The organism is Vibrio rhodolitus, from assembly GCF_003350325.1.
Taxonomy (GTDB): Bacteria; Pseudomonadota; Gammaproteobacteria; order Enterobacterales; family Vibrionaceae; genus Vibrio; species Vibrio rhodolitus.
This window is the reverse complement of the sequence record NZ_QLYZ01000003.1, coordinates 180,957-193,770: the sequence shown is the minus strand read 5'-3', so window position 1 is coordinate 193,770 and position 12,814 is coordinate 180,957. Positions and strand designations below refer to the sequence as shown.

Genomic DNA, 12,814 nt, shown 5'->3' with positions numbered 1-12,814 from the left:
ATTCCAAATCCCCTTGGATACGACCAAAACAATATCACGGTTACCCATAAGGCTATTGACCCACGCTCGGGGGAACATGATCTCAGCCGTTAGGAGCCTATCAATCAGTTAAACGCACGCGCTAATGTGCCAACACCATGATACTGATAAACTTTTGCTTTGTTACAAACAAAGGCTGACTCACCTGCGGCAAGGGTAACGAGATCACTGCCACAACTAAGCGTTGCTTGACCTTCAATACAGAAAATAATCTCTGCACCGCGAACATATTGCGCTTTATCCTCGGCATCGAGCGCGATGATTTCAAAACCGAAATCATCCACCGGGATCGGATAACCGAGCTTATTACCACTGCAAAATGGTGCCAGCTTGATTTCGTCAGAAGCAATAGAGTGGAACTGAGTATTAGCAATAAGCTCTGCTACATCCATATACTTAGGCGTCAAACCGGCACGCAGTACGTTGTCAGAGTTCGCCATAATTTCTAAGCCAGTACCTTTGACATACGCGTGCGGCGTTTCAGCATGGAGGAACATCGCTTCACCTGGTTCAAGCTCCACCACATTTAACAGCAGCGGTGAAAACAGACCGATATCATCGCCATACTCTTGGCTAAAGTCTTGAATGAGTTCAAACGCTTCACGTGCTAGTGCCGTTTTAGCGGGCAGTTCGACTCGCGCCACAAGCTCAGCGATCGCTTGCTGCTTACGCTCACCGGTAAGGTTCATCACCACAGAGAAAAACTCTGCTAAACCTTGCTCGTTCGGCAAAGCACTCAGCGCATCAACTTCATCACGCAAGGAATCAATCCCCGCTTGCTGAAACAGCGCCACAATCTCTGCAACAGGACGAAAACCATTCATCGCTTTGTAAAACGTTAACGCGTAAACCAACTCGGGTTTGTGGTTAGCATCTTTGTAATTGCGGTTCGCCGCACTTAACTCAATGCCTTGCTGGTTCTCTTTCACAAAGCCTGCCATCGCTTTCGCTTTACTAGGGTGAACTTGTACCGAAAGCGGTTTTGCCGCAGACAATACTTTAAACAGATAAGGCAGTTCACCAAAACGCTCCGCCGTATACTCGCCTAAAACGCCATGTGGATCTTGCGCGATAATCTCAGACAAAAGCTCACCGCTGCCGGCTACTTTTGAGCAACCATTTGGGTGTGCACCCATCCAGATTTCAGCTTGAGGTTGATTGTCAGGGTTAGCAATACCAAACAACTCACCCATCGCCGTTTTACTACCCCAAACATAATTTTGAATTACGTTATCGAGTTTAAATAGTGTTGTCGTCATCGTTGAATCTCTTGCGAGCGAATGGAGGTGAAATAAAAAAGCTCAGCACATCTATGAGGCAATGTGCTGAGCAAAACCCGTAATTAGAACTTCACTAGGAATGACTTCGCTTGACATGATTTCAAAGTGCCAAAGCTCGTCTCAACTTGAGGTTGTGCTAGAGGCTTCTCATCCATGCTCACTTCTTGCCATGCGCTTACCGCTTGAGTGAAGCAAACACCATCTTCTAACTCACCCGTTTCTGCTGGGTTGTAAACACGAATCACAAGACCTTGCTCATCTTCCGCTTTCTTCAGCACGCTCAATACCGCGCCACGTTGCTCTTTTTCAAGCAAGCTGTATGTAAGTGGCTTGTCTTGTTCACCCACGTTTAGCTTCATCGCGTTGTATGGGATCTTGTTGTAGCACTGAATTGGAGTGACGTTGTCACGAGATTCAGCCATGATGTTCGCACTGATGTGATCACCTTGGTAACCAAACAGACTGAAGTTACACACTAGCTTGCCACGGGTTTGCGAGTCAGGCGTTGGGATCTTAATACCTGAAGGGCGACCAGGACGCAGCAGCAGCTCTTCTTTACCCAGCGTGCCAACACCACGTAGCAATGTTAGAGCAAAAGTATCACGCTCTTCGTTGTTCTTGCTTGAAATGATTTCAAACTCACGCAGACCATTGGTCATCAGCGCCATACCGCCAGCCGAGTTCTCAACCGCAGCAAAGTTCATAAGCTGGTAAACCGGCACTGGCGCTTCTTTCCAGCCCTCTTGTTCCCAAACTTCCATCGCAGGATCGTTGGTTGGGCGAGTGATCAAGCCAAACTGGTTATCCGCTACCACAGTTTCAGAGACAAATGGCGTTGGGATAAGCACACGTACACGGTGATCATCAGCTTGGTTATCCAACTCCATGCGAACTTCAATACGGCGGCTACCTTGTTTTAGTACCACTTGACAATCAACATCTAGGAAACCATTTTGACCCGCACGCTCTTCACGCTCTTGCAGATTTGCAGGGACAGACATGCGTAGCTTAATGTTCGCAACCGATTGGAAGCCTTCGTGTTTGATCTCTGTTTGCACCTCAAACTCATCTGAGTAGAGTAGCCATTCTTTACGTGATGGAGAGTAATCGTATTCGTCGCCATCATCAGAGCCATCTTCGATACGCAGCGCTTGGTCGTAAGTGTGTAGCGTCTCTTTGTCGAAAATCGTTAGCGTACCGTTGGCGTTGACATTGATGCGGTAGAAGTCGTTCTCTAGAACATGTTCACCCTGCTCTGCCACTTTTTGCGTGCCTTTGCTGTGCGCTTCAATGTGCAATGTTGTGAAGCCCATTGCTGGTACTGTATGTTTAAATTGGATGTCATATTCAATGAACGGGTCGTAGTTACCGTAATGAACGATCTGACGGTCAATCTTACCTGGGTCAATCACACGTTGGTCTTGAATGAAGTACTCAATCGCGTTGCCGTTATCATCAAACAGATTAAATTCATTAGCACGTAGCGTAATCGTGGTATTGATCACCTCTTCACGCGCATATGGAGATAGGTTGAACAGCGCTAGCTTGTCACAGCCTTCACGCGCTGGCATGTGGTCAACAATCTTACGTTTGTAGAAGTTGATTAGGTTGGTCGCCATATCATCCGCAAGGATGTAGCGGTTTAGGATCTCAGCGTGTACTTTGTCTGAGCAGCAGCAACCAATCGAGTCATGAGCGTGGTTCTTCATGCTCTCTTTCCACATTTTCTCGATCAAACCGTGGTGGTATTCAAAGCCTAGGCTCCAAGCAATAGAAGCTAGCGGCTCTAGAATGTTAACGATCTTATTCTCAACTTCTGCGTGGATCAGTTTGATGTCCATACGAGTTGAAGAAATCGTACGGTGAACACGCATGTATTTACCGTCGTTAAACTCACCTTTTACTGTATCCAATTGATCGCGCAGCGCTTCAATACGCTCAAACACTTCTTCATAACGGCTCATCACAAACTCGCGATCAGGGTAGATTTCGCGCAGCTTATCCATCACTTCAAAAATGTCTTTTTGAATTGGCATTTGGTCGTGACCGTTTGGCAACAGAATGTCTTTCGTCACTGACGGCTTTTCAAGCACAGGGAAGTATTTGTCTAGGCGGTCACGCAGACCTTTTTCATCCTGAGGTAAGTACTTACCAATCGCATAGCCCAGTGGTAACACTTGTGCTGTCACTTCACTGCCATCATTCGATTGCCATACAAATTCGGTTTTATCTGTACCGTGACGCTCTGAACAGCCGCGCCAGAACATTGCACGATTGATACCAAAGCCGTTGTAAATCATAGGTAGCTGCGAGCTCATTGAGAATGAATCTGGTAGGTAACCAATCTTCATTACTTCACCAAACTCTAGGCAGTCACGAATACCGTAAAGCATATTACGTACAATTGACTCGCCAGACACTTGCATCGTATCCGTTTGCGAATACCAAGGACCGATGATCAGTTTGCCCGCTTCAACTAGGGCTTTAACGCGCTCTTTGTTCTCTGGTTTGATCGCGAAGTAATCTTCTAGTACCGCGGTTTGACCATCGAGTACGTAGTATTTGTATGCAGGGTCATTTTCTAGACGCTGCATGATCTCTTCCATGTTGTTTACCAGAAGAATGCGTGACTCTTCAGTAGTGAAATACCATTCACGATCCCAGTGCATGTGTGGAGTAATATGAACGCGTGATGTAGTCATAACTGTATTACCTATTGAGCGATTTACTTAAGCAGTAAAGAGACTCGAAATTTGAAAATATGGGGATTAAATCTTGTTACTTACTTGTTTAGGGCACAGCTAACCTGTGCCCTGTGCTATTTAGCGTTAGTTTGAAGTCGCAGCCTGAGCGTCAAATTGACCCTTTTTTACTGCGTGTGCTCGCCAGCCGATTAGCATTGCAGTCGAAATCGCCGTACCAATTAGAGCAGCACCTAGCCAGATTGCGCCGGCACCGAATGCACCGATTTCAGGGCTGTAATCCAGTAGGAATAGCGACACGATGCCCGCACCTGGCGCTTGCAGACCGATACCAGCCGCACCTACGATGGCACCACAAACTGCAGAACCCACTAGGAATGAACCGATTACGCGTACTGGATCTTCAATCGCCATTGGAATCGCACCTTCAGTGATACCTGCAAGACCTAGTAGCCAAGTTGACTTACCCGTTTCAATCTCAAAGTCTTTAAACAGACGTGGACGAAGCATAGTCGAGAATGTCACTGTAAATGCCGAAACCATTTTCACTGAAGCAAAGATTGCATACGGCGCAAAGTTACCGTTCGCCATCGCACCCACACAGAATAGGTAAGCAGCTTTGTTAATTGGACCACCAAGGTCAGACGATACAAACAGACCGATTACCGCACCTAGGATGATGGCATTAGTGCCAGATAAACCATTTAGGAAATCAGTTAGCCCTTGGTTAAGCCATGCCACAGGTTTACCCACCACGAACAGCATCAATGAACCAACGATCAAGGTGCCAAGTACTGGGTAGAGGTAGAAGGTTAAGAAACCATTAAATGCAGGGCTAACACGAATGTTCTCTTTCACCCAGCGCATGAAGTAGCCTGCTAGCAAACCACCAGCAACACCACCAAGGAAACCTGCACCGATTAAGTTCGCTGCAAGACCCGCTGCAAAACCAGGACCTAATGCCGGTTTGTCAGCCAAAGAGTAAGCCGTGTATGCCGCTAATACCGGTACCATGAGTACGCCGAGTAGACCGCCACCAAGCTTACGGTACATGTTCAACCAGCTGCCCGCCTCGTTATATAGCGCAAGCATTTCTGGGTTGATACGTGAAAGCAGAACCGCGATCGCCAGCACCGTACCACCCGCCACGATCAGTGGCACAGCAAACGAAATACCAGAGAGCAGCGCTTGTTTAACATCGGTTTTCCAAGAGTTACGTTTCTTCGGCGCATCCGTTGCTACGGCACGCTCGGCACCAGAGCCATTTTTCGCCGCTTCCAACGCTTCATTAAGAATACGCTCAGCGTGTTTAATCGGCTCAGCAACTGGCACTTCAACGCGAGGAATACCGTTAAAACGCTCTAGCTCTTTGATTGCCACTTCTGCCGCAAATACACAAGCATCAGCTTTATTCAGTTGCTCAGCCGTTAAGCGATCTTCAATACCATTGGCACCTTGTTTTTCAACATGCACGTTGATACCAAGCTTCTTACCCGCTTTTTCTAGGTATTCCGCAGCCATATAAGTATGAGCAATACCAGCAGGACAAGCAGTCACACAAACAACGGTTGGCGCATTTGTATCTAAGTTGTCTTGTTCTTCAACCACTTCGTCAGGCTTATTGAACAGCGCCAGAAGTTCATCTGTGGTGGTCGCATTCAGCACAGCTTCACGTACGTCATCGTCAACCAAGGTTGTAGTGAGCTCTGTGAGCAGGTGCATGTGCGTAGAGCCTGCTTCAGCATTTGGAATCGCAATTAGGAAGATCAGATTAACGTCTTCATCTTCGTCCAAGCCTTTCCACTTTAAATCTTGTTTTAGTGTCGCTACCGCGAAGGAAGCTTCTTTTACTGCATCTGTCTTACCATGAGGTACAGCAAGACCTTCACCTAAAGCGGTTGGTCCTTGTTCTTCACGCGCAAATACCGCATCTAGGTATTGTTGTTTATCGTGCAGTTTGCCTTGTTGATCTAATTGTTCAGCCAGCGCACGGATCGCTTCGTCACGACTGGTAAAAGTCGTTTGTAGGTTAATCAGCGATGGGTGGGTTAGAGAGGTCAGATTCATAACGTTTGTCCCATTGTCACATTATTCATTGTTGTCCGTACAACAATGAGACCAATGATACCTATTAAATACAAATGATCTGCGATCTGGATCTCACTTGAATCAATATATGTATTATTGTTGTATTATTTACTTTCAAATTATACCAAACAACTACTTGTCATATTGAATCGAATTCGTATGATACGTTTAAATATAGCGTATATAAGTGCTGTTCCATCAAATCAAGTCGTAGCGGGACAGTGTAAGAGAGGTAGCCATGGCAAGATTGCCTATGTATCGACAAATAGCAGACGCCATTCGTGGCAAGATCAGCTCAGGTGAATATAAAGTCGGTAATGCCCTTCCTACTGAGGCACAATTACGAGAAGAGTTTTCCGTTAGCCGTGTGACCGTGCGCCAAGCGATTAAATTGCTGGTTGAAAGTGGCGAGCTAGAGAGCAAGCAAGGTAGCGGAACCTACGTGAAAGAAAACAAGGTGAATTACGACATCTATCAGCAAAGTAGCTTTGCTGAAAAATGGTCACACCTCGATTCTGTTACTCGCAGTGATGTACTGGCATTTGAGATCCGCAGTGCCTCACTCACCATGGCAGAACACCTTAATATCTGTGAAGGCGACCGCGTCTTCTACGTTAAACGCGTGCGCTACGTTGATGAGAATCCAATAACGGTTGAAGAAACTTGGCTACCAACCGAAATGTTCCCAGATCTCACCTACCAAGTGATGCAAGGTTCAAAATACGAGTTTATTGAAAATCAAAAAGGCATGGTGATTGATCGCAGTGAACAGGAAATCATCCCTGTGTTGCCACCTAGTGACATTGCCGAGCTCCTTGGTATTGACCCAGCGCAACCGATCATAGAGAAACGTACCCGCAGCCATTTAATCGATGATACAATTTTCGAATACAGTCGAAACTACTTTAAATCAAGCGATTACAAATTTACGTTGGTAGCAAAACGTCATCGTTCATAGCGAATTTCAAGCCAGTATTTTCTTAAAGCACTGACCTTGAAAACTCTCTCTTGAACGCGCGTGCTTAAACGCAAGCAACTCGAATTTGTTGGCAAGGATAGGAAATGAACTCAGGTCTGAAATCTGTTTTATGTTTTGGTGACTCAAACACGTGGGGCTACATGCCCATCAAAGGCGGTCGCTACCCAGCCGAGCTACGCTGGACGTCGCTATTAGAGCAACAACTCCCAGCAGACTGGCAAGTGATCAGCGAAGGCTTGCCAGGCAGAACCACCGGTTTTCATGAATCGATTCACAGCCCTCACTCCGGTCTCGGCTACTTCCTACCTTGCTTAGAGAAATACCAACCAGAAGTGGTGGTGATCATGCTTGGCACCAACGACTTGCAAAGCCACCTAGGCTTATCCGCCGAAGCGATCTCTTGTGGTGCGGCGCAACTGGTTAAACAAGCCCAGCACTTTGCCAGCCACAACCAAGATGTCGCGACCAATATCGTATTGGTTTGCCCGCCGCCTATTTTTGAAGTTGGTTTCGCTGCCACAGGGTTTAGCGGCGGCGCTGAGAAGTCGCAACAATTTGCCGAGCACTATCAACAAAGAGCCCAAGAGCTTGGCTGCTATTATTTAGATGCAGGTAAATGGGTGTCATCGAGTGCAACGGAAGGGGTACATTGGCATGAGGATCAGCCCGCCAAGTTTGCCGAAGGTTTATACCAGACGATCAAACATCTGTTTGCTTAATCACCATCAAACCACGATAACTGGCAGCGACGAATCATAGGAACCGGATGAAAGTACTTCAGGACTTCAGTGTCTTTATCGAAACCGCGCGCCAAGCGAGCATCACCCAAGCTGCGAATACGCTGGCGATCACGCCTGCGGCGGTAAGTGCCACAATAAAACGCCTTGAAGCGCAATTTGGTTGTGCGCTGTTTATTCGCTCGACACGCAGTATTCGCCTGACGCCTGAAGGTCAATTAATGCTAGAAAAATGCCAGCAAGCCGTGACTGCGATTGAATCTGGGGTTGAGTCAGTAAAGCGCGATCCAAACCAAATCACTGGGCACCTGCGTTTAGCAATGCCATCAGATCTTGGTCGCAATATCATCATTCCGTTGCTTGATGAATTTATGGAGCAACACCCAACTCTTTCGGTCTCACTTGAGCTTAGCGATAGTTTGATTGATCTCTACACTCGCCCGATCGATGCTTCACTGCGCTATGGCACGCCGCCAGACTCAACCATGGTTGCCCTACCGATCAGTCCAGACAACGATCGCATCGCTTGCGCCTCGCCTGAGTACCTTGCCAAATATGGCACACCGACTCACCCGTCAGAACTTGTTAATCACAACTGCATTAACTTCATTACGCTAGTGAAGTACCACACCAAGTGGCGCTTTACCAAACAAGGGGAAATGTGTGAAGTGGTCGCCACAGGCAACCGTTTTGCCAACGACGGTGATGCCGTCAGACGCTGGATGATCTCCGGAAAAGGAATTGGCTATAAATCGCGAATTGATTCAATCCCAGATATTGAAAACGGCAGCCTCGTACCCTTATTTGAAGATTGGCAAGGCGATGCGATTCCTCTCAACCTCGTAGTAACAGACAAACGCCAGCTTACACCTGCGCTTTACCTGCTGCGTGACTTCTTACGCGAGCAACTATCCACTTAAATATAGCAAATAGTTTGTCCTCACAAGCTCTCACGCTTGGGGGCAATTACGCAACTCGCTGCGCTTAAAGCGCCTACCAACACAAATTTTGTACGATTTTTGTCGAATCAGTTCACAAAATCATCAGTGATTACTTTTTATTGAGAAATCTAACTGCTAATTTATCTTCAAAATAATGAAGATTAAAAATTATGTCAGTTCAATATATTAGTAAAGAAGGTGCGGCAATCATGAATGTCGCCCAATACCTGATGACGACCAACGAGGGCGATAGGCTTAGAACGATCGATTCGCTCTCGGAAGAGTTTTCGGTTTCAGTCGGCTTTATTCAAAAAGCGCTCACCACCATTGAGCAGCGCGGCGCAGTGGTGCTCTCGAAGCAAGGGCGCAATGGCACCTTTATCAGCCAATTAAATTACCAAGAATTAGTCAGCTGCGCAGGAATTAGCAATGTGGTTTGTGCCATGCCGCTGCCTTATACCCGCCACTATGAAGGCTTAGCCAGTGGTTTGAAAGCGCAACTAGGTGGACTACCACTCTATTTTGCCCATATGCGCGGTGCAAGTGTACGTGCTGAATGTTTAAAAAATGGCACTTATGATGTGGCGATAATGTCGAAGTTAGCAGCGAAACAGCTGGCTTCTGGTTTAGTAACTGCGATCGATTTAGGCGCACATTCTTACTCTCACGAGCATAGATTAATTTATCGCCAAGGTGAGTTTGAGCAAATTAAACGAGTGGGTGTAGACCCTGATTCACCAGACCAAAAAATTCTGACGAGTCAGGCGTTTGAAGATAAACAGATTGAGATTGTTGAAATTCACTACGGGGAAAGTTTAACCCACCTAACTAATGGCGACATTGATGCCGTAGTGTGGTTATCCGAAGCAATCGATATGGAAACCTATGGATTAGCAGAGCAGTCTCTCAGTCATTTACCTGCCTGCCGAGAAGCATCAGAGGCCGTCATGCTAGTAAATGGCAACGAGCAGCACATCACCATACTGCTGCGCAAACTACTCAAACTGACACCTCTGCTCGAACATCAGCAAGCAGTGGTAAAAGGTGAACTTACACCAAGTTATTAAAGGTGATTTATGAAAGATCGGCTCGATTTACTTCAACAAGCCAACGTGATCAGTGCCCAAGCCTACCAAGGCTGTTTGCGGGTACTCGCCATTATTGATGAGCAATTGGGCATCTCACACGACAGTGAGCAGTACCAAATGGCGATTACCCATTTAGCGCGAGCCTCTGATCGAATTTGGCAACATGAGGCTGTGAGCGAAGGTTTAGATCAAGAGGTGTTAGATGAAATCATCGCCGATGAGAGTTACCCACGCACTCTGAAACTGCATCACCAAGTGATTGATGCTATGGGGCTTTCAACCCTACCAGACAGCGAAGAAGGCTTTATGCTGGCGAACGTTTTTGCCTTGATACAAGTATCTCTAGAGGACGCATAATGATGATTGATGCTACGGGTTACACCTACTGCCATGAACATTTGCACATTGATTTGTCACCACAAAAACACACGCTCGACTGTCGTTTGGACCAATACGAGTTACTGTGTGAAGAGATGCGTGAAGTGCAAAAACGTGGCGTGCGTAACATCGTAGAGGTGACCAATTCTTTTATGGGGCGAAATCCTCAATTTATTGAAAATTTAATTGACGATACCGGCATCAATGTATTGCTCTCGACAGGCTTTTACATCGAGGGCTTCTTCCCAGAGCACTTGTATAGCATGAGCGTAAAGCAAATCGCTCAAGGCATGATAGATGAGATCGAAGTTGGCATCGAAGGCTCAAGCCTCAAAGCCAGTGTCATTGGTGAGATTGGCAGCAGTGAAGCAGCCTTTAGCCTGACAGAGCAAAAGGTGTTTCAAGCTGCAGCGATTGCCCATTTAGAAACCGGTCGCCCCATCTCAACCCATCAATCAATGAGCACCATGGGTAAACAGCAGATCGAGCTACTCAAACAATGTGGAGTGGAGATGCAAAGCGTCACCATCGGTCATTGCGATCTGCGCGATAACTTTGACCATATTCTGTGGATGCTCGATCAAGGCTGTTATGTGCAGTTCGATACGATTGGTAAAAACAGCTATTACCCCGACAGTAAACGCGCCGAGAGCATTGCCACGCTATGCCAGCGCGGCTATGAGCAGCAAATCATGTTGTCGATGGACATTACCCGTCGCTCTCATCTGAAAGCCAATGGAGGCTTAGGATTTAGTTACCTAATCGATGAATTTGTTCCCTTGCTAAAACAGCATGGGGTCAGTGATCACCAAATAAGCACCTTACTACAAACCAACCCTACCCGCTTATTTGGCTAAGTGAGCGCATGCGCTCGAAATATAAGGATAGAACATGAAAAAAATCGCCATTGCTGGTTTGCAGCGTGAGCAAATCAAACAACAGATTGAGCAGACGATGCCTGACACGTTCGAATGTCACATTCTGACCGATATGGATGCGGCAATGAAGGTGAAATCAGGCGAAATGGATTACTTCATTGGCTGTTGTAATACAGGAGCCGGTGGTGCGCTTGCGATGGCGATTGCCATTATTGGCTTTGGTCAAAGCTGCACTATCGCTAAACCATCCATTCAAGCTAAACCAGAAGAAGTTCAACAATTTATCGACAAAGGTTGTGTGGCATTCGGCTTATCAATTGAGCACATTGAACACGCAGTCCCCATGCTCACCAAACTACTTGCAGAGAAGTAAGGAGTAATAAATGGATATTATGCACATTGGACTCATTGCCGCATTGTGTGCAATGACAGCCCTGATCGCCAACATGAGTGCTGCGGTTTTCCACGACGGTATTCGCCCTGTTCTACCACAACTTTTTGAAGGCAATATGACTCGCCGCGACGCAGGCTCGGTTGCCTTTGGTCTGTCGATTGGTTTTGTTGCTTCGGTCGGTATCTCATTCACTCTCTCAACAGGGTTACTTAACCCTTGGCTACTCTTTCTACCGACCGACATTTTGGGCGTGATGATCGCCAACCGTTGGCTCGCCGCTTTAGCCGGTGGAATGTGGGGTGTGCTGGTTGTTACTTCTCTTGCTGGAGTTAACGCGGTTCTAACTGGTCTGCCGATTGATGCACTAGGTGCACTTGGAGAGCTCGGCACACCAGTAATGTCAGCATTTGCTCTGTTCCCACTATTGGCAATCTTCTATCAGTTTGGTTGGAAAGCGGGCGCAATTGCCGCAGGCGTAATTTTGCTATCTCGCTTAATGATCATGAAGTTTACTGGCATCTACCCAGAATCGATTCAGATCTTCGTTGGTATGATGATGTTGGTTTTCTTTGCCGTGCGTAAAGACTTAGCTGACCGCAAAGCAGGCATTCAGCCACCAGATATGTCAGGTCTGCACAGCATCTTTGAAGAGCGTACCAAGCGAATTGTTAAGCACTTACCGTTTCTAGCTGTCACTGGTGCATTGATTGCAGCAGTGTCTAACGGCGGTATTTTCGCAGGCTCTGAAGTGTCTATTTACTCACTGGCTGACGCGCTCAAACTTACTGACCCAGAAGCGCGCGATGCTGCGATGCAACAAGTGGCGCTGTCTGAATTTATGCGCGGCTTAGGCTTTGTACCGTTAATCGCAACAACTGCCCTAGCAACTGGTGTCTATGGCGTGGTGGGGATGACCTTTGTATTTGTAGTTGGTTACCTCGCACCAAATATGGCAGTGGCTGCCGTACTCGGCGCTGTGACTATCTGTATCGAAGTTTACTTGCTGCGTGGTATTGGTCGCTTCTTAGAGCAGTTCCCATCGATTCGTAACGCGTCAGACAACATTCGTAACTCAATGAATACCTTGATGGAATTTGCCCTACTCATCGGTGGTGTACTGGCAGTAATGAAAATGGGTTCAACCACAGGTTTCACCATCTTCGCTATGCTGTTCTACCTCAACGAAGTGATGGGACGTCCTGTACTTAAGATTGCTGCACCAGCTGTCGCTGCAATTCTAACCGGCGTTATTTTGAATCTACTCCACGTACTTGGATTATTCGCAATTTAACAACGAAAAGCAGAGCTGA

At 46.9% G+C, this 12,814-nt stretch carries 11 protein-coding genes; 8 read left to right on the top strand and 3 right to left on the bottom strand.

The features are described from left to right. Positions 1-104: 104 nt before the first annotated feature. From manA to mngA, 3 genes are all read right to left on the bottom strand, one after another. Positions 105-1,298, bottom strand: coding sequence for a mannose-6-phosphate isomerase, class I (gene manA, locus DPF93_RS04450; protein WP_114765009.1), 1,194 nt, complete (start codon positions 1,296-1,298; stop codon positions 105-107). A gap of 83 nt (positions 1,299-1,381) precedes the next feature. Next, entirely contained in the window at positions 1,382-4,021 is a 2,640-nt protein-coding gene (mngB, locus tag DPF93_RS04445) for a mannosylglycerate hydrolase (protein ID WP_114765008.1), read from the bottom strand. 126 nt (positions 4,022-4,147) lie between these two features. After that, a complete protein-coding gene (gene mngA / locus DPF93_RS04440; RefSeq protein WP_114765007.1) occupies positions 4,148-6,088 on the bottom strand; it encodes a PTS 2-O-a-mannosyl-D-glycerate transporter subunit IIABC in 1,941 nt (646 codons plus the stop codon). 259 nt (positions 6,089-6,347) lie between these two features. Here mngA and DPF93_RS04435 point away from each other — a divergent pair, with 259 nt between their 5' ends. The 8 genes from DPF93_RS04435 (at position 6,348) to DPF93_RS04400 (ending at position 12,795) form a co-directional block, all read left to right on the top strand. Beyond that, the gene (locus DPF93_RS04435) at positions 6,348-7,067 is read left to right on the top strand and encodes a GntR family transcriptional regulator (protein WP_075649140.1); all 720 of its coding nucleotides are present in this window, start codon (positions 6,348-6,350) and stop codon (positions 7,065-7,067) included. A gap of 104 nt (positions 7,068-7,171) precedes the next feature. Then, positions 7,172-7,807 (top strand): SGNH/GDSL hydrolase family protein, encoded by a 636-nt coding sequence (locus DPF93_RS04430; protein ID WP_114765006.1) that lies wholly within the window; start codon positions 7,172-7,174, stop codon positions 7,805-7,807. Between the two features lie 47 nt (positions 7,808-7,854). Continuing rightward, entirely contained in the window at positions 7,855-8,745 is an 891-nt protein-coding gene (locus DPF93_RS04425) for a LysR family transcriptional regulator (protein WP_114765005.1), read from the top strand. Positions 8,746-8,936: 191 nt separating this feature from the next. Continuing rightward, positions 8,937-9,833, top strand: a complete 897-nt coding sequence (gene yhfZ / locus DPF93_RS04420; RefSeq protein WP_114765004.1) for a GntR family transcriptional regulator YhfZ — start codon at positions 8,937-8,939, stop codon at positions 9,831-9,833. A 9-nt stretch (positions 9,834-9,842) separates the two neighbouring features. Further along, positions 9,843-10,211: a hypothetical protein gene (locus DPF93_RS04415; RefSeq protein WP_114765003.1), complete on the top strand. Its 369-nt coding sequence runs from the start codon at positions 9,843-9,845 to the stop codon at positions 10,209-10,211. Positions 10,212-10,213: 2 nt separating this feature from the next. Next, positions 10,214-11,089 carry a phosphotriesterase family protein gene (locus DPF93_RS04410; protein WP_114765160.1) on the top strand — a complete coding sequence of 292 codons (876 nt, stop codon included), beginning with the start codon at positions 10,214-10,216 and terminating at the stop codon, positions 11,087-11,089. A gap of 34 nt (positions 11,090-11,123) precedes the next feature. Continuing rightward, entirely contained in the window at positions 11,124-11,483 is a 360-nt protein-coding gene (locus DPF93_RS04405) for a DUF2620 domain-containing protein (RefSeq protein WP_114765002.1), read from the top strand. Between the two features lie 10 nt (positions 11,484-11,493). After that, a complete protein-coding gene (locus DPF93_RS04400; protein WP_114765001.1) occupies positions 11,494-12,795 on the top strand; it encodes a YhfT family protein in 1,302 nt (433 codons plus the stop codon). Positions 12,796-12,814: the final 19 nt, after the last annotated feature.

Coding starts and splice junctions, on each gene's coding strand:
- manA (WP_114765009.1), bottom strand. CDS start 1,298: ATGACGACAACACTATTTAAACTCGATAACGTAATTCAAAATTATGTT.
- mngB (WP_114765008.1), bottom strand. CDS start 4,021: ATGACTACATCACGCGTTCATATTACTCCACACATGCACTGGGATCGT.
- mngA (WP_114765007.1), bottom strand. CDS start 6,088: ATGAATCTGACCTCTCTAACCCACCCATCGCTGATTAACCTACAAACG.
- DPF93_RS04435 (WP_075649140.1), top strand. CDS start 6,348: ATGGCAAGATTGCCTATGTATCGACAAATAGCAGACGCCATTCGTGGC.
- DPF93_RS04430 (WP_114765006.1), top strand. CDS start 7,172: ATGAACTCAGGTCTGAAATCTGTTTTATGTTTTGGTGACTCAAACACG.
- DPF93_RS04425 (WP_114765005.1), top strand. CDS start 7,855: ATGAAAGTACTTCAGGACTTCAGTGTCTTTATCGAAACCGCGCGCCAA.
- yhfZ (WP_114765004.1), top strand. CDS start 8,937: ATGTCAGTTCAATATATTAGTAAAGAAGGTGCGGCAATCATGAATGTC.
- DPF93_RS04415 (WP_114765003.1), top strand. CDS start 9,843: ATGAAAGATCGGCTCGATTTACTTCAACAAGCCAACGTGATCAGTGCC.
- DPF93_RS04410 (WP_114765160.1), top strand. CDS start 10,214: ATGATTGATGCTACGGGTTACACCTACTGCCATGAACATTTGCACATT.
- DPF93_RS04405 (WP_114765002.1), top strand. CDS start 11,124: ATGAAAAAAATCGCCATTGCTGGTTTGCAGCGTGAGCAAATCAAACAA.
- DPF93_RS04400 (WP_114765001.1), top strand. CDS start 11,494: ATGGATATTATGCACATTGGACTCATTGCCGCATTGTGTGCAATGACA.